Genomic DNA, 26,645 nt, shown 5'->3' with positions numbered 1-26,645 from the left:
TGTTGAGTTCTCAAGGAACGGTCGCTTCCTTTGTACTCACCCTCTCGGGCTTTCCTCCGGGCTTCCCTTCGGTGTTCCAAACTCTATCAGTGTTTTTCCGGCCCCCTGACCACCGTCCTGCAGGCATGCAGAAGGCGACCCAGAGATTAGGATCTGACAAGTTGGATGCTGCTCGGCCGGGACGCAAGGTTGCGCCGTTCAGCCCCAAGCAGGAGTACGACTGTACACGCGGCCGCGGAGCGGGTGCAAATCGATTTGGGGTATGGTCTAGACCACTTCGGAGTGCTCACGCGGAACCGGCACTTCAGGTGACATACGCTGCTGAACAGTGTGCCGTCCGGTACCTACAAGGACGGCCATATCGATCTCCACCCCTGGGAGGTTTCCCATGACCACCGTGACGTCCCCGCTCGCAGGACGCGCCATCGGACTGGCAGCCGTGCCGGATCCCGTCTTCTCCGGGGCCATGGTCGGCCCGGGCACAGCGATCGACCCCGTACGTGAGCCTTCCGAGGCCGTCTCGCCCGTGGACGGCGTCATCGTCTCTCTGCACCCGCACGCGTTCGTCGTCGTCGACGAGAACGGGCACGGTGTGCTCACCCACCTCGGCATCGACACCGTGCAGCTCAACGGCGAGGGTTTCGAGCTGCTCGTGAACAAGGGCGACACCGTCAGGCGCGGTCAGGGCGTCGTGCGCTGGAACCCGGCCGCCGTCGAGGCCGCCGGCAAGTCCGCGGTCTGCCCGGTCGTGGCACTGGAGGCCACGGCCGAAGCTCTCTCCGATCTTCGTATCGACGGCGATGTGAAGGCCGGCGACAGTCTCTTCCTCTGGAAGTGACGTCCGTGCCGTCGTGATGACGGCGAGTACCACAACCAACGCGGCGGCGGGGCCCGCCGCTCTATCGGAGACGGGTGAGATGGAGACAACCCTGCGAGGCGTCGGTGTGAGCCACGGTGTGGCGATCGGCGAGGTTCGGCACATGGGAACGGCGGTGCTCGAGCCGCCCGCGAAGCAGATCCCGGCGCAGGAGGCGGAGCGTGAACAGGGGCGCGCCCGCAAGGCCGTGGAGGCTGTGGCCGCCGACCTGATAGCGCGTGGCAATCTGGCCGGGGGCGAGGCCCAGGCGGTGCTCGAGGCCCAGGCCATGATGGCCCAGGACCCCGAGCTGATGGCCGATGTGGAGCGGCGGATCGCCGTGGGCAGTACGGCGGAGCGCGGGGTCTACGACGCGTTCGCCTCCTACCGCGAGCTGCTGGCGGGTGCCGGTGAGTACCTCGCCGGCCGCGTGGCGGACCTCGACGACGTGCGGAACCGCATCGTCGCCCGTCTGCTGGGGGTGCCGATGCCGGGCGTTCCCGACAGCGACGAGCCCTACGTCCTGGTCGCCCGTGACCTCGCTCCGGCCGACACCGCGCTGCTGGACCCGACGCTGGTGCTGGGCTTCGTCACCGAGGAGGGCGGGCCGACCAGCCACAGTGCGATTCTGGCGCGTGCGCTCGGTGTGCCGGCCGTGGTGGCGCTGCCTGGTGCCGGTGAGATCGCCGAGGGCACGATGATCGCCGTCGACGGCAGCACGGGCGAGATCTTCGTGGACCCGAGCGACGAGAAGAAGACGCAGCTCGAGGCCGCGGCCGCCGAGCGGAAGGCTGCGCTGGCGGCCTCGACGGGGCCCGGTGCCACGGCGGACGGTCACAAGGTGCCGCTGCTCGCGAACATTGGCGGCCCCGCTGATGTGGCGGCCGCTGTCGAGGCCGGTGCCGAGGGTGTCGGTCTCTTCCGTACGGAGTTCCTCTTCCTGGACGACAGCAAGCAGGCGCCGTCCGAGGAGAAGCAGGTCGCCGCCTACCGCCAGGTGCTCGAGGCGTTCCCCGAGGGACGTGTCGTGGTGCGGGTGCTGGACGCGGGCGCGGACAAGCCGCTCGACTTCCTCACGCCGGCCGACGAGCCGAACCCGGCGCTCGGCGTGCGGGGCCTGCGGACGTTGCTCGACCACCCGGATGTTCTGCGCACCCAGCTGACCGCGCTCGCGAAGGCCGCGGAGGGGCTGCCGGTCTACCTGGAGGTCATGGCCCCGATGGTGGCGGACCGTACGGACGCCCGGGCCTTCGCGGACGCCTGCCGGGAGGCCGGGCTGCGGGCGAAGTTCGGCGCGATGGTCGAGATCCCGTCGGCGGCGCTGCGGGCTCGCTCGATCCTGCAGGAGGTCGAGTTCCTGTCGCTGGGGACCAACGACCTCGCCCAGTACACCTTCGCCGCCGACCGTCAGGTGGGTGCGGTGTCCCGGCTGCAGGATCCGTGGCAGCCCGCCCTGCTCGACCTGGTGGAGCTGTCCGCCGAGGCGGCGAAGGCCGAGGGCAAGAGCTGTGGTGTCTGTGGTGAGGCCGCGTCCGACCCGTTGCTCGCGTGTGTGCTGACCGGTCTGGGCGTCACCTCTCTCTCGATGGGTGCGGCGTCGATTCCCTATGTCCGGGCGACGCTGGCGAAGTACACGCTGGCGCAGTGCGAGCGGGCTGCCGCGGCGGCGCGGGCGACGGACAGTGCCGAGGACGCGCGCAGTGCGGCGCAGGCGGTGCTGTCGGGCGAGTAGGTCCGGCACGGCCGGCCGGCGGCTGCCCGGCGAGGGGCGCTCCACTGAGGTGGGGCGCCCCTCCCGTGTTCAGTGGTGATGCCCCTGGGCGGGTTTCTCCTCTCCGAGGTCGGGCGGCGTGCAGTAGTCGACGTTGGATTCCGGGGAGATGAGGTCTCCGGATTCGACGTCGGTGCAGTAGGCGTCGAAGACCTCTCCCGCCGTGAGGGGTTCGAGTCCGTAGGCGCGCATGCGCCAGCCGTAGACGCGGTCGGGTGTGCCTGGGGCGCTGGTGCGGATGACGAGTCCGCCGGGGCTGTTGGTGGCCAGGCCGAGGGCGAGGACCGTGGTGAACTCCAGGGCTTCGGTCTCGTCCGGTTTCGGCTCGGCCCCCTGGTCGGTGATGTGGAGGGCGGCGATGAGGGTTTCGGGAGATCCGGTGACGCTGCAGACGAGGTGGCGGTGGCCTGGTGGGGCCGTGTCGAGGATGCGGACGAGCAGGTCGGAGGCCCGGGTGAAGGCCGCGCGTCCGATGTCCTCGCCACAGGCGGTGCAGGCGCCCAGGCGGGCGAGGAGGGTGGTCGCGTACTCCCAGGTGGCTTGCCGCACGGCCTCGTCGACGAGGGCGGGGAGCAGGTCGGCCAGTGGCCGGCCGTCGTAGGGAAGGGTCGGGCCGGTGAGGGCGATCTGTGCGGTGAAGCGGGTGCGGCTCGACGGGCTGTCGGGGTCGAGTCCCTTCCGCGCGCAGAACTCGGCGTACTCCTCGGGGTCGAAGAGTGCCACCGTGGTGTGGCCGCCCTGCAGGGCTCGGGTCCTGAGGAGGCCCTCCACCTGTTTCAGGTAGGTGGCGTGGTCGTCGAAGGTGAAGCTGCGGTAGCGCCGCATGGCCCGGAAATCGTGCTCGTCGGTCAGCAGGCCGATGGTGCCGGCGATTTCGCGGCGCAGTGCGCGGCGCATGGTCCGGTTGTCTGTGTGCGCCATTGTTTCCCCCTGTGCGCGGTCGATCAATGCTCACTCACAGTAATCGTCGGCACTGACAGTGAGCCGGGCGCCGTGGGAGTTCGCACTCGGTCGACAGCACAAGGACGGCAAGAAGGCGCAGGTCACAGCGTGTGTGCGGGTGTGGGCTGCGGCCTGCGCCGTGGTGACGTCGAGTTGTGGTGGGGTCAGGCGCGTTTGCGGGCCAGGTCCTCGTAGAAGTTCAGCAGGTCGAGGTTGTCGATGGAGCCCGGGTTGACCGCCTTCTCCAGCGGGGTGCCCTGGAGGAGGCGCTTGACGGGGACCTCGATGCGCTTGCCGGTGAGGGTGTGCGGGACTCCGGGCACTTCGATGATCTCGTCGGGGACGTGGCGCGGTGACAGTTGTTCGCGGATCGTCTGCTTGACGCGGTTCAGCAGGGTCTCGTCGAGGACGGCTCCGGGGGCCAGGTGGACGAAGAGGGGCATCCAGTAGCCGCCGTCGGGCTGCTCGATGCCGATGACCAGGGACTCCCTGATCTCGGGGAGACGTTCCACGGCTTCGTAGATGTCGGCGGAGCCCATGCGGACGCCCTGGCGGTTGAGCGTGGAGTCGGAGCGGCCGTGGATGACGACGGATCCGCGGGACGTGACGGTGATCCAGTCGCCGTGCCGCCATACGCCGGGGTAGGTGTCGAAGTAGCTGTCGTGGTAGCGGCTGCCGTCGGGGTCGTTCCAGAAGTGGATGGGCATCGACGGCATGGGGTTGGTGACGACCAGTTCCCCGACCTCGTCGACGAGGGGGCTGCCGTTCGGGTCCCAGGACTGCAGGTCGGTGCCGAGGCACGGGGCCTGGAGTTCGCCGACGTGGACCGGGAGGGTGGGTACGGCACCGGCGAAGCAGGAGCACACGTCGGTGCCGCCGCTGACGGAAGCGATCCACAGGTCGTCGCGGACCTCGTCGTGGAGCCAGCGGAAGCCGTCGGGTGGCAGGGGCGAGCCGGTGGTGGCGACGCACTGGACGGAGGAGAGGTCGAAGTCGCGCGACGGGTGCACCCCGGCCTTGCGGCAGGCCATGACGTAGGCGGCCGAGGTGCCGTAGAGGGTGGCTTTCGTGCGTTCGGCGATCCGCCACTGGGCGCCGGTGTCGGGGTAGCCCGGGCTGCCGTCGTAGAGGACGATCGTGGTGCCGGTGAGCAGGCCGGAGACGAGGAAGTTCCACATCATCCAGCCGGTCGAGGTGTACCAGAAGAAGCGGTCTTCCGGGCCGAGGTCGCAGTGCAGGCCGAGTTGCTTGAGGTGCTCGACCAGGATGCCGCCCTGGGACTGGACGATGGCCTTGGGCAGGCCGGTCGTGCCGGAGGAGTAGAGCACCCACAAGGGGTGGTCGAAGGGCACCTGCTCGAAGACGGGGTCCGTGTCCGCCGAGGTGAGGGCCGACCAGTGCAGGGCGCCCTCGGGTGCCTCGGTGCCGAGGAGCGGGATGTGGATCACGGCGCGCAGGGTGGGCAGTTCGCGGCGCAGTTCGGCGACGACGTCGCGTCGGTCGTGTTCCTTGCCTCCGTAGCGGTAGCCGTCGACCGTGAAGAGGACGACGGGTTCGACCTGCTGGAAGCGGTCGAGGACGCTGCGGGCGCCGAAGTCGGGTGCGCAGGAGGTCCAGACGCCGCCGACGGCGGCTGTGGCGAGGAGGGCGACCACGGCCTGCGGGACGTTCGGGAGGTAGCCGCTGACGCGGTCGCCGGGGCGTACGCCGAGCGTGCGCAGTTCGGCGGCCAGGGAGCCGACCTGGCGGCGCAGCTCGGCCCAGGTGACGGGGCGGGGTTCGTGCGTCTCGTCGACGTACAGGAGGGCCGGTTCGTCCGCGCGGGTGGCGGCCGCTCGCAGGGCGTGTTCGGCGTAGTTGAGGGTCGCTTCGGGGAACCACTGGGCGCCCGGCATCGAGCGGTCGCCGAGCACGCGCGCGTAGGGGGTCGAGAAGCGGACGTCGAACCACTCCGTGACGGCTTTCCAGAAGGTGTCGAGGTCGTCGACGGACCAGCGTTGCAGGGCCGCGTAGCCGCCCTCGGCGGGGGCGCCGTGGCGTTCGGCGGCCCAGGCCTGGAACCTGGTGATCCGTGCCCGGGCGATGCGCTCGGGGTCTGGCTGCCAGAGCGGCTGGGGACTCTCGGTCGACATGGTCGGCTCCCGGACTGTGCGCGTCGTGTGCGTCCTCCGCGCACGGGCTGGGGTGTGCGCGTGAGCGGATGGCACGGACAATGCCATGTGATCGACTTCGGCACCAGGGTGCGCCCCACATAGTCCGTGTCGTGAAGATGTGGTCCGGGCACGGGTGAACGGCAGTTGAACGACACCCGTGCGCGGGGCGGTCAATGGCAGGGTGAGCAGCATGAACGGTCGTGACCTGGTGCGTTCGGTGAAAGCGGTGGCTTCGGTGGGGGCGGCGCAGGGTGTGCGTACCGTACGAGCAGCGTGGCGCAGGCGCCGGGCCGACGCCACCGGGCTGCCGGCGCGTGGGGCGGAGCGTGCGCGGGTGCCCGGGCCCGTGGAGGACGTGGAGCCGGGGCCGGGCGGCGGTGTCGTCCGCTTCAGCCGGTCGGAGCTGCGTGTTCTGGTCGCTGTGAATGGGGCCGTGTTCTGGGGTTGGGACGGGGCGGAGCCCGAGCCGTCGTACGCGCTGGCCGGTGGGTGTCCGGAGCCGGATCCGCGGGCGGTCCTGGAGCCGGACAAGGAGGGCGGCTGGCGGGTGGTCGCCGAGCGGGTCACGGTCGTGGTCTCGCGGCACGGCGCGGTGGAGGTGCTCACTCCGGGTGGTGTGACCCTGCGGCGTGAGCTGCCGCCGCGGTGGTGGGAGCCGGTCGGCGGGGGCCCGGGGCGGTGGATGCAGCGGTCGGAGGTGGGCGCCGACGCGCGGTTCTTCGGTCTCGGGGGACGGACCGCGGGTCCTGGGCTGCCGGACGGGACGTACCGGCTGTGGAACACCGATCCCGGCCGCTCCGTCGCGCCGGGCGACGACCCGCTGTACCTCACGATGCCCGTGCAGGTGGTGGTGTCCGACGGCGGCACCCATTTGGCCTTCCATGACAACTCGTGGGACGGCACGGTGACGCTGCGGGCGGGCGAGGAGGGCGCGGGTTCCGGACACGACCGTGCGGGGACGAGTGAGCTGCGGATGGACGGCGGTCCGCTGCGCTGCTGGGTGATGGTGGGCACCCCCGCGCGCGTGCTGCTCGCCTGGGCGTCGCTCACCGGGGCGCCCGCCCTGCCGCCCGCGTGGGCGCTCGGGCACCATCACGCGCGGTGGGGGTTCGGCAGTGAGCAGGAGGTGCGGCGGATCGTCGCGGGGTATCTGGAGCACGGCCTGCCGCTCGACGCCGTGCACCTGGACATCGACCACCTCGACGCGCATCAGGTGTTCACCGTCGACCAGGACCGTTTCCCGAAACTGCCCGTGCTGGCCGAGGAGCTCCGGCGGGACGGCATCCGGCTGGTGTCGGTCGTGAACCCGGCGGTGAAGGCCCTTCCCGGCAACGCGGTGTACGACGGCGGTGTGGCGACGGAGGCGTTCGTGCGGGACGCCTCGGGTGAGGTCGTGGAGGGTGTCGCGTGGCCCGGGGAGGTGGTGTTTCCCGATTTCACGCACACGCGCGTGCGTGAGTGGTGGGGCGGCCTCTACGAGGAGCGGCTCGCCCAGGGCTTCTCGGGGTTCTGGCACGAGCTGAACGAGCCGACGTCGTTCACCGCCTTCGGGGAGTCGACGCTGCCGCGTTCGGCCCGGCACTCCCTGGAGGGGCGGGGCGGTGACCATCGTGAGGCACACAACGTGTACGCCCTGTGCATGGCCAGGGCGGGCTTCGAGGGCCTGCGAAGACTCGCGCCGCAGGAGCGGCCGTTCCTGTTCTCCCGCTCCGGGTGGGCCGGCATGCAGCGCTACGGAGGCACCTGGTCGGGGGACGTGGCCACCGGCTGGCCGGGGCTGCGGGCGTCGTTGTCGCTGGTGATGGGTCTCGGCCTGTGCGGCGTCCCGTACTCGGGGCCGGACGTCGGGGGCTTCGACGGGGATCCGTCCCCCGAGCTGTATCTGCGGTGGTTCCAGCTGGGCGCGTATCTGCCGCTGTTCCGTACGCACGCGGGTCTGCGGGCGGGACGCAGGGAGCCGTGGGAGTTCGGCGGCGAGGTGCTGGAGCACGCGCGCGTGGCGCTCGTGGAACGCCGGCGGCTGCTGCCGTACTTCATGACGCTGGCGCATCTGGCGCGGCGTACCGGAGCGCCCTATGTGCGGCCCCTGTGGTGGGTGGCGCCGGAGGAGCGGGCGCTGCGTGACTGCGAGGACGCCTTTCTGCTGGGTGACAGCCTGCTGGTGGCGCCGGTGCTGGACGCGGGCGCCGAGCGGCGTGCCGTGCGGCTGCCGCGGGGGCGCTGGTACGACACCGCGACGGGGCGGGCGTACGAGGGGCCGGGGCAGGTGCTCGTCGACGCGCCGCTGTCGCGGATCCCGGTGTTCGCGCGCGCGGGTGCCGTGATTCCGGTCCGTGGGGCGGACGGTGGTCTGGAGCTGGAGGTGTGGGCGCCCGCCCGGGGACGGACCGGAGTCGGTCTGGTCGTGCCGGACGGGGGCGAGGGGTGGGACGAGCCGGAGATCGAGCGCTATTCCGCTCGCTGGATGGGCTCGCGGGTGGTCGTCGAACGGGAAGGTGGGGAGCACGGGAGTGCGCCGCCCCACCCCGTGCGCGTCCGCGGGGTCGGGGAGCACTGAGCTCTCACTGGGCTGAGCTCAGATGTACCTGCCCTCGAACCAGGCCCGTACGGCCAGGGTGTGCAGGGGGAAGGCGAGCTCCTCGGGCCTGCGCAGCAGGTGCCAGCCCTCCGTCTCGTCCGTGGTGGTGGAGGACGGCAGGCCCTCGGCCGGGCGTTCCGGGAGGAGGCCGAACAGCAGCAGGTGCCCGTCGGGTGAGCTCATGGCGTCGACGAGCCGTACGTCACGGCCGGCCGCGTCGATGCCGGTTTCCTCCCTGAGTTCGCGTATGACGGCCTGCCGCCAGTCCTCCCGGTCGTCGATGTAGCCGCCGGGCAGGGCGATGCCCCCGCGCGCGGGAGCGATGGTTCGGGTGATGACGACCAGGGCGGTGCCCTTGGTGTCGTAGACGGGCTGGAGGGCCACCGCGACCGGGAGTGGATTGCGGTACGCCATGGCGCCGCACACCGGACAGGTGCGGGGCCAGCCGGTGACGCCCTCTCCGTAGGGCGCGCCGCAGCTCGAACAGTGGGAGTTCGGCGCGGAGTTGGAAGCGGAGTGCTGAGTTTCGGACACGCGGCGGACTGTAGCCGATCGCGGAGAGGGCGCCTCGGGCAGGCGGCTCAGTGGGCACCGGTGAGCGACTTCCTGGACACGGGGAAGTCGAAGTACGTGTCCGGATAGGCCTCGGGCTTGAAGGTGTAGTGCCACCACTCCTCTGCCAGGTTCACGAAGCCGACGCCTTCCAGGGTGTCCTTGAGCAGCAGCCGGTTGGCGCGCTGCCGGCCCTGGATGCGCGGGTCGAGGGTGTGCGAAAGGGTGTCGAAGCAGTCGAAGCCGGTTCCCATGTCGATCGAGTTGTCGGGGAACCGCTCGCTCCGGGGCGCGAAGCACGGCACCAGGGGCTCCCCCGGACGGTAGGGGCGGGTCGGCTTTGCCGGGAGCCTGACGAGGGTGACGTCCAGGGTCGAACCACGACTGTGGCCGGATTTCGCCGCGATGTACCCGTCGGCGAAGAGCCGGGTCTTGTCGACGTTCGGGTAGAACTCGCCCTTCATCGCCTCGTCGTCGAGGTCCTCGGCCCAGCGGACGAAGTGGTTCACGGCGCGCTGCGGTCGGTAGCAGTCGTACACCTTGAGCGAGTAGCCCTGGCGCAGGAGCGCGTTCTGGGCCTTGTGGAGGGCTTCGGCAGCGGGACGGGTGAGGATGCAGAGGGGCTGCCGGTAGCCCTCGATGCGCTCGCCCACGAAGTTGTGCGGGGTGACGTAACGCATCTCCTGAATGATCGTCGGGTCCACGCTTCCGAGTGCCACGAAGTCCTTCGGCGCCTTGGGATCGGTGCCCGCCCGGGCGGTCGCGGTGGAGGTGATCGCCGTCAGCGTGACGGTGAACGCGGTGAGCAGGGCACGGGCCACGGTCCTGAGTCGTGTCATGCACCTGCGTCTATCAGGAACGGGGGCGCCGGGGAAAGGGAGCGTCCGCGGAGTGGCGACGGTCCGCCGGCGCCGGGCTCGTGGCCTGCCGATCCGCGAGCGGCCATGGCAGACTTCTGACGTACCGTCAGATCCGATCTGCGGGGAGGCGCCGTGACGCGTGTACGAACACCTGTGGTGACAGGGTGGTTCGCCGGGGAGGGGGACGGTTTCCGGCTGCTCGGCACGCGTTGTTCGGCGTGTGCCACGGTCTTCTTCCCCCGGGAGGACCACCACTGCCGCAATCCCGCCTGCGTGGGCGGTGAGCTGGGGGAGGTTCCGCTGTCGCGCCATGGGCGCATCTGGTCGTACACGGACAGCCGGTACCGGCCGCCGTCACCCTACGTGACCGATGCGGAACTTCCATGGGAGCCGTGCGCGTTGATCGCTGTGGAGCTGGAGGCCGAAGGGATGGTGGTGCTTGGGCAGGCGGTGCCCGGGACCACCGTGGCCGATCTGGCGGTGGGCATGGAGGTGGAGGTCGTGTCCGGCGTGCTCCATGAGGACGCGGAGACGACCTGGACGACGTGGCACTGGCGGCCGACGGGGGTGACGGCATGACGGAAGAGGTGGCGGTGCTCGGCGCGGGCATGCACCCGTGGGGCAAGTGGGGGCGCAGCTTCGTGGAGTACGGCGTCGCGGCGGCCCGCGCGGCGCTCACCGATGCCGAGCTGGAGTGGCGGGACGTCGGCGCGATCGTCGGCGCGGACACGGTGCGTGGCGGCTATCCCGGGTATGTCGCGGGGGCGACGTTCGCGAAAGCACTGGGCTGGCAGGGCGCGCGGGTCACCAGCGTGTACGCGGCGTGCGCGTCGGGGGCGCAGGCCGTCGACGCCGCGCGGGCACAGATTCTCGCCGGGCTGGCCGAGGTGGTGCTCGTCGTGGGGGCCGACGCGGCTCCCAAGGGGTTCTTCCGTCCCGCTGGCGGGGACCGGCCCGACGACCCCGACTGGCTGCGGTTCCGGATCCTCGGGGCGGCCAACCCCGTGTACTTCGGGCTGTACGCCCGCAGACGCATGGCCGTGCACGGCGACACACCGGAGGACTTCGCGCAGGTGAAGGTGAAGAACTCGGCGATGGGAGCACTGAACCCCCACGCCCGCTACCGCAGCCGCGTCACCGCCCAGGAGGTCGCCGCCTCCGCCGTCGTCGCCGACCCGCTGCGTCTGCTCGACATCTGCGCGACCTCCGACGGGGGCGCGGCGGTGGTGCTCTCGAGCATGGAATTCGCGCGCCGGCACGGGCATGTGCGGCCGGTGCGCATCCGGGCCGTGTCCACGGTGACGCCGCGTTACCCGAACACGCTGCTTGACTTGCCGGACATCGCCACGGACTCCACGGCAGCGGTGGATCCCCCCGGCACGCCGTTCCGGAGCCGGATCGCCCGCGCCGCCTACGACGAGGCGGGGATCGGGCCGGAGGACCTGTCGCTGGCCGAGGTCTACGACCTGTCCACCGCCCTGGAGTTGCAGTGGTACGAGGATCTGGGGCTGTGCGGTGAGGGCGAGGGCGTGAAGCTGCTGCGGGACGGGGCAACAGCCCTGGGCGGTCGGATACCGGTGAACGTCAGCGGAGGACTGGCCTCCTTCGGCGAGGCCGTTCCGGCGCAGGCGATAGCTCAGGTCTGCGAACTGACACGGCAGTTGAGGGGCGAGGCGGGTGACCGGCAGGTCGTCGGGGCGCACGTGGGCATCACCGCGAACCAGGGGCTGTTCGGGCACGGGTCGGCGGTGATCGCGGTGCGCTGACGCACAAGGGCCCCGGGCCGACGACGCACCGGGTGCCGGTCGTACCGCCGTACGCACCCTCAGGCATACGGTCCGTGACCGCATCTGACCTCGGCGGGCTCCCCTCACTGCACGGCGCCGTGCCGGAGGCGGGGTGGCTGCCGTGGAAGGTGACGATCGACATCTGTCCGCGTACACGCACGTGCCGCGGCAGGCTCTGCTGGAGGCGGTGGACGCGCTGCGCGAGCAGGGCTTCCGGATCAGCGCGGACGGTGTCGGGGACGACGAGGACATGCGTTGCGGCTGCTCTCGGGCCCCGCGCCCGGCCTGGGGAGACTGGACGCGTCACTCTGGCGCACCCAGCAGTGCCGCGTCGATGCCGACGCTGTGCGACGAGTCGGGGGCGCTCCCGGCCGTGGAGGGCGCGGAGACCGAAGGGCAGTGCGCGGTGGCGGCGAGGGCGCAGCTGGAGCGGAGCGGGCTGTTCGTGCCGTCGGCGCGGCTGCCCGCCGCAGACGTCCATGTTCCGCCCCGGTCCCCGGCGAGGTGGCCGCGCCGCGTTCCGGACCGTCGGTGCGGGAGTTCGTCCGGCCCGCCGCGCCACTGCCCGTCACGGCATCCGCAGGGCAGGGGCGAGCCCGCTGACCGGATCGCCGGACGGGTCCGCGGTGCTGTTCGTGGACACCACCGGGTGCCGGTCCGGTCGGTGCACCGCTCCCGCTTCCCGCTGTCCATTCGGGACGGTGGGGCGGGCGCTGCGACAGGCCGCGACGAACGGGGCACGCGTCGGGGACATCGGTGGGGGCGACTTCCTCGTGCTCGCCGCTCCCGAAGGTCTCGATCCGCTGGCCGCCACGGTGCTGGGCGCTCTCTGGCCGGCGGGTCGCCGACCGGTCTCACCGGCTCGCGACGGTGCTGTGCCCGCCGGGCGGCGTGACCGATCACCGGCAGGGCGCCGCCTGTCCGGCGCGGTTGAAGAAGGCCTCGAAGGCGCTGCACGGGTCGAGTTGAGTGCTGGGCCGGGCGGGCGTCCCGGGCCACGAGACCCGCCGGGGCTCGCTGCCGACGCCGACGTCGCCGCCGACGGGGTGCGGGCTGGGAGTCCAGCCGGACGTCAAGGGCGTCTGAGCGTGGGGCTGCGCCGTGCCGGCGGGACCGGGCGTCGGGTTCCTGCTCGGCGGTTGCGGGGCGGTGGCCCCCAGCTCCCAGCCCCCGGTTCCTGCGGAACGAGGCGCGCGCTGGGCACGAGGCTTGCGGCGCTGCGGGGACCTGTCGAGGCGAGGCGGTGACCGGTCCGCCGGGGTCCTGCGGCGGCCCTGGCGCCGTGCGTCACTCCTGCGGTTGAGAAACGGCCAGGTCAGGTGGATCCTGGACACTAGCAAGCGAGGAGTCAGGTGCGGGCCGGGATTGCGCCGCCCAGGCGGAGCCCGGCGGAGGCCGGACACCATCAGCCAAGCCTCGCGCGGCTCCACCCGGGCCCGCGCGGGCCCGGAACAGATCTGAACAACGACGCGAACGGGCGCCACCGTGGCCGGGCAACCGGCCCGCCGGCCCGGCAGGAGCCCGGTGGCCGTCGGATGGCCGTCAACCGTTGCGGTCGGCGACCTTGACGCCCCTTGGGTGCCGGTGAACACTTCCGGTGTCAGTCGACATCGCCGTACATACTCGGCGTATTCCGGCACTGCGGCGCGTGGATGCGCCTGCGCCAAGGACCAGCCTCCCATGGGCGATTCGGCTGCGACGGCACGCTCGTCACGGAAGCCGGGCGGGGCGCGGAAACCCTGCCTTCGGCTGACGTAGCCACGGGAAACGCACCCTGCAGGTGAGGACCGGGGCGAATCGTCCCGGGCCAAGGCTGAGGAGCCGCCATGAGCAACGGAGACATTTTCGTCGGCGAGATGATCGGCACCGCGATTCTGATCCTTTTCGGTGCCGGGGTGTGCGCCGCCGTCACCCTCAGGTTCTCGAAGGCGCGAGCCGCGGGGTGGGTGGTGATCGCGTTCGGCTGGGGCTTCGGCGTGCTGGCGGGCGCGTACACCGCGGCTCCGCTGTCCGGAGGGCACCTCAACCCGGCCGTCACCCTCGGCCTCGCCGTCGACACCGGCGTGTGGGACAAGGTGTGGATCTATCTGCTGGGGCAGATCACCGGCGCCATGATCGGGGCCGTCCTGTGCTACCTCGTGTACTTCGCCCAGTTCCGCGCCAATGTGCGGCAGACGGGCACCACGGAGGGCACCGTGGACGAGCCGGTTCCGACGCTGGGCATCTTCTCCACGATCCCCGAGATCCGGAACCCGGTGGCCAACCTGATCACCGAGATCCTCGCCACCATCGCCCTGGTGCTGCCCCTCCTCGCCCTGGTGGGCAACAACAGGCACGTCGAGGGCATCGGCATCGGACTGATCCCCGGCCAGGAGGGCATCTACGGGTCCGGGATCGTGATCCTTCTCGTCGCCCTCCTGGTGGTCGGCATCGGTCTGTCCCTGGGTGGTCCCACGGGCTACGCCATCAACCCGGCGCGTGACCTCGGCCCGCGCATCATCCACTCCGTCCTGCCGATCCAGAACAAGGGCACGTCCGACTGGGGCTACTCGTGGATCCCCGTCGTCGGCCCGCTGATCGGCGGTCTGCTGGGTGGCGTCATCTACAACGCAGCCTTCTGAACCAGCCGAAGGGGTAGCCATGACGGACAACTCCGCGAAGTACGTCGCAGCGATCGACCAGGGCACCACGTCGAGCCGCTGCATCGTCTTCGACCAGGACGGCGCGATCGTCGCCGTCGACCAGCGTGAGCACCGCCAGATCTTCCCGAAACCCGGCTGGGTGGAGCACGACGCCACCGAGATCTGGTCCAAGGTGCAGGCGGTGGTGGCGGGAGCGATCGCCAAGGCCGGTCTGCGCGCCGACCAGCTGAGCGCCATGGGGATCACCAATCAGCGCGAGACGACGCTGCTGTGGGACCGCGCCACGGGCAAGCCGGTGCACAACGCCGTCGTCTGGCAGGACACGCGGACGGCCGCGCTGTGCAACCAGCTGGGCGGCTCGGACGGGCAGGACCGTTTCCGCGAGCAGACGGGGCTGCCGCTGGCCACCTACTTCTCCGGGCCCAAGGCGGCCTGGCTGCTCGACAACGTGCCCGACCTGCGGGCGCGTGCCGAACGCGGCGAGATCGCCTTCGGCACGATGGACTCCTGGCTGATCTGGAACCTCACCGGCGGCACGGACGGTGGGCAGCACGTCACCGACGTGACCAACGCCGGGCGCACCATGCTGATGAACCTGGAGACCCTCCAGTGGGACTCCTCGATCCTCTCGGCGATGAACATCCCCGAGGCCATGCTGCCCGAGATCCGCTCCTCGGCCGAGGTGTACGGCACCGCCGTCGGGCAGCTCGCGGGCGTCCCGGTGGCCTCCGCGCTGGGCGACCAGCAGGCCGCCGTGTTCGGGCAGGCCTGCTACGACGTGGGCACGGCGAAAAACACGTACGGCACGGGAAGCTTCCTGCTGCTCAACACGGGCAACCGGCCGGTGGTGTCGAAGAGCGGCCTGCTGACGACGATGGGGTACAAGATCGGCGAGGAGGCGGCGGTCTACTGCCTGGAGGGGTCGATCGCCATCACGGGCGCGCTGGTCCAGTGGTTCCGCGACCAGCTCGGCATCATCCGTACCGCCGACGAGATCGAGCCCCTGGCGGCCAGTGTGGAGGACAACGGCGGCGCCTACATCGTGCCGGCGTTCTCGGGCCTGTTCGCGCCGTACTGGCGCTCCGATGCGCGGGGCGTGGTCACCGGCCTGACCCGGTACGTCACGAAGGCGCACCTCGCGCGCGCGGTGCTGGAGGCGACGAGCTGGCAGACCCGTGAGGTCGTGGACGCCATGTACCAGGACTCCGGGGTGCGGATCACCACCCTGAAGGTCGACGGCGGCATGACCAAGAACAACCTGCTCATGCAGCACCAGGCGGACGTCCTCGACGTGCCGGTGGTGCGGCCGAAGGTCTCCGAGACGACCTGCCTGGGCGCCGCGTACGCGGCCGGTCTGGCCACCGGTGTGTGGAACGACCTGGACGAGCTCAAGGCGCACTGGCAGAAGGACGTCGAGTGGACGCCGAACATGGAGGCGCCGGTGCGGGACCGCGAGTACCACAACTGGCGCAAGGCCGTGGAGAAGAGCTTCGGCTGGGAGGAGGGCGACAGCTGACCACGCGCGCGTGGAGCGTCGTTTCCGACGGCGGCCCGTACCCCGGTCGGCGGGGGTACGGGCCGTGCCCCTTCGGCCGGGGCGGTGTCAGCCGGTCACGGCCTCGCGGCGGTCGGCCCCGTACGCCATGGCGTGCTGGACGACGCCGATGAGCGCTTCCTTGACCGACTCGCGGTCGCGGGCGTCGCACATCAGGAGCGGCACGCCCTCGTCGAGGTCGAGGGCTTGGCGGACGTCCTCGATCGGGTAGCGGGGAGCGCCCTCGAAGCAGTTGACGCCGACGAGGAACGGTATGGAGCGCCGTTCGAAGTAGTCGACGGCGGCGAAGCAGTCCTCCAGACGGCGGGTGTCGGCGAGCACGACGGCACCGAGCGCGCCCTCGGAGAGCTCGTCCCACATGAACCAGAACCGCTCCTGGCCCGGCGTGCCGAAGAGGTACAGCACGAGGTCCTCGCGGAGGGTGATGCGGCCGAAGTCCATGGCCACGGTCGTGGTGTGCTTGCCCTCCACGCCACTGGTGTCGTCGACCGGGCGCCCGGCCTCGGTGAGCAGCTCCTCGGTACGCAGCGGCCTGATCTCGCTGACCGCGCCGACGAGCGTGGTCTTGCCCACGCCGAAGCCGCCGGCCACCAGGATCTTGAGCGTGACGGGCTCGACCGGAGGCTTGCCGCGCTCAGAACGCCCGAAGATCATCGATCTCTTCTCCTGCTTGATGGGGTCGGGCGACGGCGGGCCGCAGCCTCCGGCGCCCGGGCTTTCGATGACGAGTACGTCGCCGGTGACGACGTCCGCACAGTCGCGGCCCCCACCATCGCCGACCGGGGTACGGACCGTCGGGCCGGGTGGAAGTGGAGGTGCGCGCAGTGGAGTCCGGCGGAGCCGTCGAGGTCCGGGGCGCGCGGGACGGTGCCGTCGGCGGCGGTGCGCTCGTGGGTCTCGACGACCCGTTCGTGCGGCGGCTCGAGCAGGCCGGTGCGACGGGCGAAGACGTCCGGGCGGTTCCGGCGGGCGACGCGCGGGGCGTCGAAGCCGCGTGCGGGACTGTCGCAGAGCGGTTCGTGCGCGAGCAGCCGGCCGTCCGGGCGCCGGGCGACGGCGTCCGTGATGGTGCCGCCCCGGTGCGCCCGGATCTGCCGGCCAGTCACGTCAGTACCCCGCTTCCGCGCTGCTCACAGCGCCCGGAGCCCGTTGATCACGTCGCGCAGAATACTCTCGTCCGGCAGCTCGGCAGGGGGCACGGGCCGGTTCACATGGACGAACTCCGCGTCCACGAGATCTCCGACGAGGACCCGCACCACCCCGATCGGCAGGTCGAGTTCCGCTGCGAGTTCGGCGACCGACTGCGGGTCGTCGCGGCACAGTTCGACGATGTCCACGTGCTCCGGGGAGAGCATGTGGTCCGCTTCCGGGTCGTCCGCCTGCGGTTCCGCGACCACGACCGCGATCAGGTCCAGGCGGTGCTGGCCCTGGCTGCTGGTGCGGCCACGGGTCATGGCGTACGGACGGACGACCGGTCCGGCCTCGTCGTCGAACCAGTGGCTTCTTCCCTGACCGTCAGCGCTCATGTCATCCCACTACCCGCCCGCGGGCAGATCGGTGCGCGGAGCGGCGGCCAGATGCACGCCCACCCGCTTCACGAGGAGCGTCATCTCGTAGGCGACCTGGCCGACGTCCGAGTCGGCGTCCGAGAGGACGGCGAGGCAACTGCCGTCGCCGGCCGCCGTGACGAACAGGAAGGCGTCGTCGAGCTCGACGACCGTCTGGCGGACGTTGCCGGCCTCGAAGTGGCGTCCCACGCCCTTGGCGAGGCTGTGGAACCCGGAGGCGACAGCGGCGAGGTGCTCGCTGTCCTCCCTGGTCAGGTCCTTGGAGACGCCCGTCGGCAATCCGTCGCCGGAGAGCACGAGGGCCTTGCGAATGCTCGCGACGCGGTCCACCAGGTCGTCGAGGAGCCAGTTCAGCTCGCCCGTGTTGGTGGTGTGGCCGGTCGCCTTCGGTGCGGTCATCGACCGTCCCCCTCTGTCGTTCCTTGTGGTGCTGTGCCGCTGTGGGCGGCATCGCCCGCGGCGTTCTCCTCACGGCCTCGCTGCCAGCCGCGCTGGAGTGAGGCCATGCGGCTTCGTACTTCATCGGCGTCGCGTTCGACGGGCTCGGCCCCGTCCTCGGTACGCGGCTCCGAGGTCCGCTTCAGCTGCGGGGCCAGGTTGGCCTGCCGGACACGCCGGGGCAGCGGCGCGGTGCCGGAGCCGGTCTCCCGGGGTGCGGCGCCGGCTCCCCGGCGCGCGGGGCCGCCGGTGGTCTCCGGCGTGGAGCCGGAGGGGCGGTCGGGTGCGTCCGGGCCGCCCGACGCGATCTCCGCGCGGCGGGTCCGCCTGGGCAGACCGGACGGCTCCGGCAGGTCGCCGGGGCCGCTGCCGGGCGAGGCCGGGGATTCGGTGCGGTCCTCGTCGCGGCCGGCGGCGCCGATGCCGCGGCGGGAGTCCGTCCCTCGGCGGCGGGCCGGCAGCGGGGGCGGAGCGTCCGGCCGGGCCTCGCCCCGCCGGCTGCCGGTCGAGGAGCTCTCGGTGCGGCTCCGGGCAGGAAGGGCGGTAGCGGGCTCGGGGCCGGGGCGGCCGGGCGTGGGCCCTTCGCCACGGCGGCGTTGCGGAAGCGCGGAGGCGGGGCCCGGCTCCGTCCGGCCGGTGGCCGTGGTGGTCTCCTCGTCCGCCTTCCCCCGCCGGGGGCGCTGGTCGGTGACCGGCCGCCCGTGCGAACTGACCAGCTTGGGGGTGTGGCGGCGGGACAACGGGACCGGAGCGCTCAGCTCCTCCTCGCCGTCGGTCCGGTCCCCGGCGCTGCGGGCGTCTGCGCCCTGGCGGCGCGGATCGCGACGTCCCGCCGTCTCGTCAGGGGCGCGGGTGAGCGAGTGACGGGGGCGGAACAGGCCGCCGTGTTCGCTGTCGTCGTCCTCGATGGCGCCGGGGAAGTCGCCGACGGTGTCCAGGTCGACGGGCGCCTCCAGCTCGACCGGACCGTCCAGCAGGGAGGCGGGCAGGCCGGGGCGCTGGGCGGACGCCTGGGACAGCGCGGCGCGGCGGTTGTCCTGCGGCTCGCTCCCGGGCGCGAGCTGGGGGCGGTCGAGCCGGAACCCGATGCCGTTGGTGTCGGGGACGTCGTCCGTCAGGAGCGCGTCGGGGATGAAGACCACGGCCGTCGTGCCGCCGTACGGCGAGGGCTGCAGGGAGACCCGGACGTTCTGGCGCTGGGCGAGTCGGCTGACCACGAACAGGCCGAGGCGGTCGGTGTCGGAGAGCTCGAACTCCGGTGTCTCGGCGAGCCGGAGGTTGGCGTCCAGGAGCGCTTCGGCGGCCATGCCGAGGCCGCGGTCGTGGATCTCCAGGGTGAAGCCGTTGGCGACGCGCTCGCCCAGGACCTGGACGGCGGTGTGCGGCGGGGAGAAGACCGTGGCGTTCTCCAGGAGTTCGGCCACGAGGTGCGTGAGGTCGGCGACGGCCGGGCCGCTGATGGCGATCCTCGGCAGGCGGCGGACCTCGATGCGTTCGTAGTCCTCGACCTCGGCGACGGCGGCGCGCACGACGTCCATGAGCTGGACGGGCTTGCGCCACTGACGGGAGGGCGCGGCGCCGGAGAGGATCACGAGGCCCTCGGCGTGCCGGCGCATGCGGGTGGTCAGGTGGTCGAGGCGGAACAGGTCGGCGAGTTCCTCGGTGTCCTCGGTCCGGCGTTCCATGGCGTCGAGCAGGGTCAGCTGCTTGTGGAGCAGGACCTGGCTGCGGCGGGCGAGGTTGACGAAGACCTCGGAGACGCCGGCGCGCAGCTCGGCCTGCTTGACGGCGGCCTCCACGGCGGCGCGCTGCAGGGTGTTGAGGGCCTGGCCGACCTCGCCCATCTCGTTCTTGTCGTATTCGAGGCGCGGGACCTCCGTCTCGACGTCGACCTGCTCGCCCGCCGAGAGGCGGCGCATCACGCTGGGCAGCCGCACTCCGGACGCCTCGTGGGCCTCCAGACGCAGTTGCCGCAGATCGCGGATGAGGGTGCGGCCGACGCGTACGGACAGGAAGAGGGAGAGCAGGAGCGCGATCAGGCCGAGGGCGCCGGCGACGACGGCCTTGGCGATGACGCCGACGGCCACGGGGTGGACGCGGTCCTGGTAGCGGTCGTTGGCCTGGTCGTTGAGGGTGCCGAGTTCGTCGAGCACATCGCCGGCGGCGCTGTCCCAGCTCTTGGCGGAGACGCCGCGGGGCGTCCCGGTGCCGGAGGAGACGGCGGCTTCCTCGGCCACGCGCAGGGGAGCTGAGGAGGCGTTCTTCCAGAAGCTCTGGTAGCGGTCGCGCTCCGCCGCGGGCAGCAGCGGCAGGTTGACGTCGTACATCAGCGTGCGCTGGGCCACGAGGTCGGAGATGTCGCGCTCTTCGGAGCGGGAGATCCTGCCGACGATCAGGGCGGAGCCGAGGAGGGCGTCCTCGCGGGAGAGCAGTTCACGGGCGCGGGCGAGGTTGACCAGCGCGCGGTACTGCTTGTCCAGTTCGACGTTGTCGACCACGTGGAGGTTGGCGAGGAGGACGTAGCAGGGGTCGACGAGCCGGTTGTAGAGGTCGAGGGCCTGGGTGCGGTTGACGGTGCCGTCCTCGACGCTGCGGCGCAGCGACTCGATGCCGTCGAAGGCGTCCAGGACCGCGGTCAGCCGCTCGTCGGTGTCCGCGCCCATCGCGTCGCGCACGTCGGGGTGCCGGGCGTTCTCGCGGATGCTGCCGACGGCTTCGTCGGTGGCGGTCCGGCTGCGGCGGAGTGCGGCGAGTCCGTCGGAGGCACGGGGGTCGGCGAGGTAGACGAGGGTCTGGCGGCGTTCCTCCTGGAGGACGCGCACGGTGTCCTCGATGGGGTAGCCGATCTTCTCCACCACGGACGACACGTTGAACAGGTCGCCCGCCTCACGTCCCGTGAGGACCGTGGCGAAGGCCCAGATCGCGGTCAGGGACACCAGCGGCACGAGAAGCAGCGCCACGATCTTCCGGCGGATGGACTTCCCGCGAAAGCGCATGGCCTCCCCCAGTTCGGGCCCCGGGCTACCCGGGGTACACATGTGCGTCAACAAACGGCGCGAGCCTACTACCGACCCACAGGGAACTCGAAGACCGGCCCGGAGCCTGAACTTCCGCGCCAGCCGCACGGCGTCGGGAGTTGTCCGGGCATTGCGGGAGTTGTCTCCCCGAAACCGGTGGTGACGGTGTGGGCCAATCCTCGTGTTCAGCCAGGGCGGTTGGCTGAAACTTTTCGGTTTCCGGGAATCTTCGTGAGGAGTTGTTCGTCCTTCTCCATGGGAGACGGGGGCGGAAGTCGGCCGCAGGAGCCGCGTCCCGCATCCGGGCGGCGTAAAACAGCGCAAGCCGGGCAGCCACTGGGGAACACGGGTCTTCGGATGCGAGCGAGCGGTCTGCTGGCGGTGGGGAGTGACACGGTGATGGGCACGGCGGAACGGCGCGGTGCGCCGAGGGCGGGCGGGGCGCAGCTGACGGAGCCTCGGAAGACGGAGGCGAGCGAGCGCGACAGTCACGGGAGTCCGGCGAGGCCTTCGGAGCGGGGGACGGGGATTCCGGCTCACCAGGTGGGCCGCGGCGCCCGGGAACAGCAGTACTACCGGCCGTTGTGGGTCGAGGAGCCCGCGCGGCGGCGCCGCTTGCCGGATCCCGTGCGGACGGCTGCCGTGCGGGCGGTCCTCCTCATAGCCGTGACGCTGATCCAGGCGATGGTGGCGTTCCTGTGCACGATGGCCGGGTCCTGGCTGGCGTTCCCGATGGTGATCAGCAGTGTGGTCAGCACGATCGCGGCCACCTGGGGGGCGCTCGACGTGTGGGTGACCCGCCAGGTCTGGAACCAGCGCAACGGGGTGGTGTCCGTGCCGAGCAGCACGGCCCGGTCCCTGCGGCGCGAGCGGCGCCGGACCCGGCGGCACGAGCGGGCCGCCGCGCGGGCACAGGGGCGGATAGGCCGGCGGGGTGGAGCCGGGCAGTTGTCCCACTCGTGAGGCGTGCCGCGGGGGCCCGCGGTGGGGCGACCGGACGCGAGAGAGATCGCTCGGCCGAGACGCGACCCGGCATCGCCTCACCGTAGGACCGGCCGCACCAACACGGTCCACCACCCCTCCTGTACCGCCGAGACGGGTGTGGACGGTGGTCCTTCGGCCCCCTTGGACGCGCGGCTGCTGGTCAAGGGGGTGCAGGGGCTGCGGGTCGCCGACGGGTCGGTCATGCCCGACCTCGTCACCGTCAACCCCTGCGTCACCACGATGATGATCGGCGAGAAGTGCGCCGATCTCCTCCGGGAGGACGCCAGGGCCTAGGCAACCGGGCGTTTGTACATCCTGGTCGCCGTGATCTCGCTGTGTCCGGACTCCCCGTCGGAAGCCTCACGCGGCAGACCGGGGCGCAGATGTTCCTCGACGCTGATGTATTTGAGGCCCGCCCTCAGGTCGGCGTCGTTGCGCATGCGGATGACCAGGGGGAACTCGGCCAGCGCGGTGGTGTCGAACAGGCCCGTGGTGTACAGCAGCTGGACGCCCAGGGCGTCCGACACCGCCCGCTGGAGTTCCAGCAGGTACGTGGCGTTGGCGCGGCCGATGGGGTTGTCGAGGAACAGCGTGCCGGCGTGCCGGTGCTTGTCGCGGCCCCGGTCGTTCGAACGCAGCGCGGCCATCGTGCAGTACAGGGCGATGGCGGCGGTGAGGAGCTGGCCGCCGGAGAAGACGTCGCCCATCTGCCCGACGGGGACGCGCTCGGCGCGCAGCACCGCGTCCGGCTTGAGGATCTCCACAGCGACGCCCTTGGGCTGGAGGGCCGCCGCGACGCCCCGCAGCAGCAGGGACATGCCGTCGCGGCGCAGGTCGGAGTTCTTCTTGACGGCGGCGCGGGTCGCCTCGTCGATGACCTCACCGAGCCGCTCGGTGAGGGTCGCCTGGTCGGGCTCCTCGAAGCGGATGCGGAGGAACTCCTGCCCGGACCACTCGCCGAGGCCCTCCGGAAGCCGGGAGAGCCGCTGGGCCGAGCGCAGGGTGGCGAGTGCCGATTCGACCAGGCCGCGCAGGCGGTCCACGATCGAGTCGCGGTTGCGCTCCAGCTGCTCCAGCTCATCGGTCAGGACGCGCAGCCGGGGCGCGAAGGCGTCCGCCCACTTCTGGGCGTGCTCCGGCAGGGCGGAGGCGGGCAGTTCGCGGATCTGCTGGCGGGCCGGGGTGCGGACCTGCTCGTAGCGCGTGGAGTTGGCGTGCCGGACGAGGATGTCACTGGCCTCGCGGACGGCGGTCTCGGCCGTGGACAGGTCGGCCGCGCAGCCGCGCAGGGAGCGGCGGGTCTCGGCGGCGGACTGGCGGGCCTCCTCGGGGCTGCCGGGGTACGGCTCCGTCTCCTCCTGCTCCTCCTCGGTGCCGTGCTCGCGCAGCAGATCGCGGAGCATGGCGGCGATCTCGTCGAAGCCGCTCGCCGCGTCCTCGGCGGCGCGGTGGGCGTCCAGGAGGTCGGCGTGCGCCTCACGGGCCTGGTTCAGCGCCTCGGTGTGGGAGGCCAGTTCGGCGGTGGCGGTGCGCAGCAGGGTCTGCGCGTGCTCCGCGTCGCGCGGCTGGAGCTCCTCGGGGAGGCCGGTGTGCGCCTCGCCGTCCTCGGGTGCGAGCCGTTCGGCTTCGCCGCGCAGCCGCCCGAGCTGCTCGCTCGCGCTCGACATCCGTGTCTCCAGGAGCTGCACCAGCTCCTCGGCGCGGGCGGCGGCGGCCTGACGGCTGGGCCCGTCGGAACCGTCGGGGGCTTCGAGGAGCTGCTCCGCGCGCGTACGGACCTTGTTGCTCAGCCGGTCCAGCTCGGCGCGGGCCGCGCTCTCGTCGCTCTCCGCACGGGCCTGCTCGGCGCGCAGGTCGGCTCCCACGCCGACCTTCTCGTACAGCTGGGACGCGGCCCGGTAGGCCTCGCGCAGGGCGGGCAGGGAGGCCTTGGGGGCCTGGGCGTCGCCCTCGGGCACGTCGTCGGGGGCGCCCGCGATCTCGGAGCGCTCGGCGCGCAGGGCACGGGCGGTGCGGCGGGCGTCGTCGGCGGCACGCTGGGCGGCCCGCCGGTCCTCGTCGGCGGCCCGGGCCCGCTCCAGGCAGGCCTGGGCGCTCGCCTCGGACTCGGCGGCCTCGTCGGCCAGTTCGCGCACCTTGACCTGCCAGCCGGCCCGCTCGCGCAGCCGGAAGGCGAGGCCGGCGAGGGCGTCGGCGGAGCGGCGGGCCTTCTGGGCGGCCTCCTGCCGTTCGTCCCGTACGCGTGCGGCCTCGGCGGCGGCCTCGTCGGCCTCGGCCCGCACGGTCCGTGCCTCGGCCAGTTCGGCCTCCGACTCCTCGGCGAACACCCGGGAGTCCTGGGCCGCCCGGGCCAGTTCGGCCAGCCGGCCGGCCGGGCAGCCGGTGCGCCAGGAGGCGAGCCGGGCGGCCAGCTCGCGGTCCTTGCCGAGCCGGGCGGCGAGGGTGCGGATCTCCTCGTCCCGCTCGGTCGCCCGGGCGCGCAGCGCCTGCCGTTCCTCGTCGGCGGCGTGCTCGTCGTGCATGGCCGGGTTCGGCGGCACGAGGAAGACGTCGCCGCTGTCGGTGTCCGGGGCCGGGGTCGGGGCGAGCAGGGCGGCGGCGGTGCCGACGGCCACGGCGGACCGGGGCAGCAGAGCCGCGTCGCCCAGCGCCTCCCGGGCTCGGGCGTGGGAGGCGGGGTCGGTGATGATCACGCCGTCGACGAGTTCGGGCCGGGCGGCCAGCACACGCGCGTGATCGGCCGGGTCGACGGCCTGGGCGAGATAGCGCCAGCCGGGCAGGGCGGGGATGCCGTGCTCGCCGAGGAACTCCACCGTGGCCAGCACGTCCGGGCCGGGCGGCAGCAGCCCGCCGTCGCCCAGTGCGCCGAGGATGCGGGAGTCGTCGGCGGCGGCCGTGCGCAGTTCGAACAGCTGCCGTTCCGCGGAACCGACGGCGTCGTCGAGGAGTTCGCGCAGCTCGTCGGCGAAGCGGTCGAGCTCCTCGGGGCTGAGCCCGAGGGTGCCGGCGGCCGGCTGCGCGTTCGGCTCGGTGTCCGCGCCGTGGCGGGGTTGCGGGATGCCCGGGCGGGTCTCCGGAGTCAGGCTGAGCAGTTCCGCCAGCCGCTCCTCCCCCGCCAGTGCCTCGGCGGTGCGGCGCTCGGCCTCGTACGACCGCTCCGCCGCCGTCGCCGCGTCCGCCGCGCGGGCCGCGGTCAGCTCCGCGCGGCTCTCGGTGGAGGCGGCTTCGCGCGCGTGCTCCGTGGCCCGGCGGGACGCTTCGCGGGCCGAGTCCCAGGCCGCCACGGCGGTCTTCTCGGCGTCGCTGGCGGCGAGGGCCGCGCGGGCCGGGTCGGCGTCGGGGGCGGAGTCGTCGAGCCAGCCGGCCCGGACCGCCTCGGCGGTCTCCTGCTCGACCTCGGCGAGGCGCTGCTTGAGGTGACCGATCTCGCTGCGGGCGCGCTGGGCCTGCGTGGCGGCGCCGGTGGAGTCCCGGTAGGCCGCGTCGCTGACCTCCTGGAGGGCGGCGGAGCGCTCCTCCTCCTCGTTGGCGTGGCTCTCGGCCTTCTCTGCGGCCGCGTGCAGGGCCCGGACGAGGTCCACGGCGGCCCTGGAGCGGGCGGCGAGGGCGGGCGCGGCGTCCCGCTCGGCCTCCTGGATCGCGGCGGACACACGGGCGACGCGGTCGGAGGCGGCGCGGTGGCGCAGCACGGCCTCGGCGGCCTGCCAGGCCGAGTACAGGGTGCGGGCGTCGGCGAGCTCGCGCTTTTGCGCGGCGGCGGACTTCTCGGCCGCCGTGAGCGCCAGCGAGGCGTGCCGGTAGGCGAGTTCGGCGGAGATCAGCGCGCTGCGCTCGCGGGCCGCCTCGGCGTGTGTGACGGCGTACGCGGCGGCGGTGACCCGCTGGGCCAGGTCGGCGGCCCGGACCCGCTCCCGCACCCCGCGCGCGGACAGCCTGCGGGCGAGGGTCCGGGTACGGCGCTCGGCTGCGGCGTGGACGTCACGCGCGTGTGAGCGGGCCTCGGCGGCCTCGACGATCCGCCCGAGGAGGTCCACCGATCCGGCGGTGAAGTCGCGTTCGGCGATCAGCTCGGCACGCCGGCCCAGCTTGTTGCCGAAGCCGCTGACCAGGTCGGCGAGCCCGTCGGTGTCGCGGGTGTCGGTGACGGCACGCAGCAGCAGGTCGGTGAAGTCGGCGTCCTTCTTGACGGCGAAGAGACCGGCGGCCTCGCCTTCGTCGGCGTTCATCTCCCGCTGGTAGCGGAAGAGTTCGGGGTCGAGGCCGAGGTCGCCGAGGTGCTCGATCCAGCGGTCGTGAATCTCCTCCCAGTGGACCTCCAGGTGCGGGTAGGTCTTGCCCGCCTCCGTGAGGGCGTCGCGGAAGCCCTTCATGGTGCGGCGCCGCCCGCGCGCACTGGACTGGCCCTCGACCGGCGCCCGTACGGCGGTGGCCTCCGCCACGGGGAGGTTGTCGAGGCTCAGCCCGGGGCCGGGCCGGAAGGAGTACCAGGCCTCGGCGAACTTCCGCGGGTCGTTGGAGACCTGCCGGCCGCGCCACTCGCTGACCTTGCCGACGACGACGCACTCGCCGGTCAGCACGTGCTGCCACTCCAGGGCCACGTGTCCGCAGTCGTCGGCGAGGAGGAACTTGCGCAGCACGCCGGAGCTGGCGCCGCCGAGCGTGTTCCGGTGTCCCGGCAGCATCACGGAGAAGATCAGCTTGAGCAGCACCGACTTGCCGCCGCCGTTCTCCAGGAAGAGCACACCCGCGGGCGCCGGCCGGCGCGGCGGGCCGACCGGCTCCTCCTCGAAGAACTCCGCCTGCGCGGGCGCGGGGTCGGGCACGATCTCACCCACGCCCCGCAGGTCAAGCACGGTGTCGGCGTAGCGCGCACCGGCGGGCCCGATCGAGTAGAGGCGGACCCGGGACAGCTCGTACATGGCGGACTCTCGTAGATCTTCGT

At 72.2% G+C, this 26,645-nt stretch carries 18 protein-coding genes and 2 pseudogenes; 10 read left to right on the top strand and 10 right to left on the bottom strand.

All coding sequences use genetic code 11. The features are described from left to right. The first annotated feature begins 388 nt into the window (after positions 1-388). Together ACFY9E_RS38605 and ptsP are read left to right on the top strand one after the other, a co-directional pair. On the top strand, positions 389-838 hold the full coding sequence (locus ACFY9E_RS38605) for a PTS glucose transporter subunit IIA (protein ID WP_390992981.1): 450 nt from the start codon (positions 389-391) through the stop codon (positions 836-838). Between the two features lie 79 nt (positions 839-917). Beyond that, a complete protein-coding gene (gene ptsP, locus ACFY9E_RS38600) occupies positions 918-2,588 on the top strand; it encodes a phosphoenolpyruvate--protein phosphotransferase (RefSeq protein WP_390992979.1) in 1,671 nt (556 codons plus the stop codon). 69 nt (positions 2,589-2,657) lie between these two features. Here ptsP and ACFY9E_RS38595 read toward each other — a convergent pair whose 3' ends face one another. Both ACFY9E_RS38595 and ACFY9E_RS38590 read right to left on the bottom strand, forming a co-directional pair. Next, complete coding sequence (locus ACFY9E_RS38595; RefSeq protein WP_390992976.1) at positions 2,658-3,548, bottom strand: hypothetical protein; 891 nt, start codon at positions 3,546-3,548, stop codon at positions 2,658-2,660. 185 nt (positions 3,549-3,733) lie between these two features. Continuing rightward, positions 3,734-5,701 carry an acetoacetate--CoA ligase gene (locus ACFY9E_RS38590; RefSeq protein WP_390992973.1) on the bottom strand — a complete coding sequence of 656 codons (1,968 nt, stop codon included), beginning with the start codon at positions 5,699-5,701 and terminating at the stop codon, positions 3,734-3,736. Positions 5,702-5,912: 211 nt separating this feature from the next. Here ACFY9E_RS38590 and ACFY9E_RS38585 point away from each other — a divergent pair, with 211 nt between their 5' ends. Continuing rightward, a complete protein-coding gene (locus ACFY9E_RS38585; RefSeq protein WP_390992970.1) occupies positions 5,913-8,279 on the top strand; it encodes a TIM-barrel domain-containing protein in 2,367 nt (788 codons plus the stop codon). An 18-nt stretch (positions 8,280-8,297) separates the two neighbouring features. Here the strand turns inward: ACFY9E_RS38585 and ACFY9E_RS38580 are convergent, their stop codons facing one another. Together ACFY9E_RS38580 and ACFY9E_RS38575 are read right to left on the bottom strand one after the other, a co-directional pair. Continuing rightward, positions 8,298-8,834: an NUDIX domain-containing protein gene (locus tag ACFY9E_RS38580; protein ID WP_390992967.1), complete on the bottom strand. Its 537-nt coding sequence runs from the start codon at positions 8,832-8,834 to the stop codon at positions 8,298-8,300. A 47-nt stretch (positions 8,835-8,881) separates the two neighbouring features. Continuing rightward, a complete protein-coding gene (locus ACFY9E_RS38575; protein ID WP_390992964.1) occupies positions 8,882-9,691 on the bottom strand; it encodes a M15 family metallopeptidase in 810 nt (269 codons plus the stop codon). 174 nt (positions 9,692-9,865) lie between these two features. Here ACFY9E_RS38575 and ACFY9E_RS38570 point away from each other — a divergent pair, with 174 nt between their 5' ends. From ACFY9E_RS38570 to glpK, 5 genes and pseudogenes are all read left to right on the top strand, one after another. Then, positions 9,866-10,291 carry a zinc ribbon domain-containing protein gene (locus ACFY9E_RS38570; RefSeq protein ID WP_390992999.1) on the top strand — a complete coding sequence of 142 codons (426 nt, stop codon included), beginning with the start codon at positions 9,866-9,868 and terminating at the stop codon, positions 10,289-10,291. Further along, positions 10,288-11,478 carry a lipid-transfer protein gene (locus tag ACFY9E_RS38565; RefSeq protein ID WP_390992962.1) on the top strand — a complete coding sequence of 397 codons (1,191 nt, stop codon included), beginning with the start codon at positions 10,288-10,290 and terminating at the stop codon, positions 11,476-11,478. Before ACFY9E_RS38570 ends, ACFY9E_RS38565 begins: the two co-directional genes overlap by 4 nt. Positions 11,479-11,510: 32 nt before the next feature. Then, positions 11,511-12,585: pseudogene (locus ACFY9E_RS38560) on the top strand (hypothetical protein). Positions 12,586-13,325: 740 nt separating this feature from the next. Then, positions 13,326-14,120, top strand: a complete 795-nt coding sequence (locus ACFY9E_RS38555) for an aquaporin (protein ID WP_390992959.1) — start codon at positions 13,326-13,328, stop codon at positions 14,118-14,120. Between the two features lie 19 nt (positions 14,121-14,139). Beyond that, a complete protein-coding gene (gene glpK / locus ACFY9E_RS38550; protein WP_390992956.1) occupies positions 14,140-15,657 on the top strand; it encodes a glycerol kinase GlpK in 1,518 nt (505 codons plus the stop codon). A gap of 87 nt (positions 15,658-15,744) precedes the next feature. On the opposite strand, the gene ACFY9E_RS38545 is transcribed toward glpK, so the two are convergent. Genes ACFY9E_RS38545 through ACFY9E_RS38525 form a run of 5 tightly spaced genes read right to left on the bottom strand, consistent with a single transcriptional unit; the run spans position 15,745 to position 20,698 of the window. Next, the gene (locus tag ACFY9E_RS38545; RefSeq protein ID WP_390992996.1) at positions 15,745-16,350 is read right to left on the bottom strand and encodes an ATP/GTP-binding protein; all 606 of its coding nucleotides are present in this window, start codon (positions 16,348-16,350) and stop codon (positions 15,745-15,747) included. Further along, positions 16,347-16,802: a hypothetical protein gene (locus ACFY9E_RS38540; RefSeq protein ID WP_390993002.1), complete on the bottom strand. Its 456-nt coding sequence runs from the start codon at positions 16,800-16,802 to the stop codon at positions 16,347-16,349. The genes ACFY9E_RS38545 and ACFY9E_RS38540 overlap by 4 nt, the downstream gene beginning before the upstream one ends. A gap of 24 nt (positions 16,803-16,826) precedes the next feature. After that, complete coding sequence (locus ACFY9E_RS38535; RefSeq protein ID WP_283972491.1) at positions 16,827-17,222, bottom strand: DUF742 domain-containing protein; 396 nt, start codon at positions 17,220-17,222, stop codon at positions 16,827-16,829. Positions 17,223-17,231: 9 nt separating this feature from the next. After that, on the bottom strand, positions 17,232-17,663 hold the full coding sequence (locus tag ACFY9E_RS38530) for a roadblock/LC7 domain-containing protein (protein ID WP_175431362.1): 432 nt from the start codon (positions 17,661-17,663) through the stop codon (positions 17,232-17,234). Next, positions 17,660-20,698, bottom strand: coding sequence for a nitrate- and nitrite sensing domain-containing protein (locus ACFY9E_RS38525; RefSeq protein WP_390992952.1), 3,039 nt, complete (start codon positions 20,696-20,698; stop codon positions 17,660-17,662). The genes ACFY9E_RS38530 and ACFY9E_RS38525 overlap by 4 nt, the downstream gene beginning before the upstream one ends. 420 nt (positions 20,699-21,118) lie before the next feature. Between ACFY9E_RS38525 and ACFY9E_RS38520 the strand changes: the two genes are divergently transcribed. After that, entirely contained in the window at positions 21,119-21,682 is a 564-nt protein-coding gene (locus ACFY9E_RS38520) for a hypothetical protein (protein ID WP_390992993.1), read from the top strand. A 99-nt stretch (positions 21,683-21,781) separates the two neighbouring features. Next, positions 21,782-21,997 (top strand): annotated as a pseudogene (locus ACFY9E_RS38515) (GMC oxidoreductase); the annotation flags it as partial. Here ACFY9E_RS38515 and ACFY9E_RS38510 read toward each other — a convergent pair. Further along, complete coding sequence (locus ACFY9E_RS38510) at positions 21,994-26,622, bottom strand: hypothetical protein (protein WP_390992949.1); 4,629 nt, start codon at positions 26,620-26,622, stop codon at positions 21,994-21,996. The pseudogene ACFY9E_RS38515 and the gene ACFY9E_RS38510 sit on opposite strands and share 4 nt — an antisense overlap. Positions 26,623-26,645 lie beyond the last annotated feature (23 nt).

Origin of the sequence: Streptomyces sp. NPDC012466 (assembly GCF_042955215.1) — a bacterium.
Classification (GTDB): Bacteria; Actinomycetota; Actinomycetes; order Streptomycetales; family Streptomycetaceae; genus Streptomyces.
This window is presented reverse-complemented; position numbering and strand designations above follow the sequence as displayed.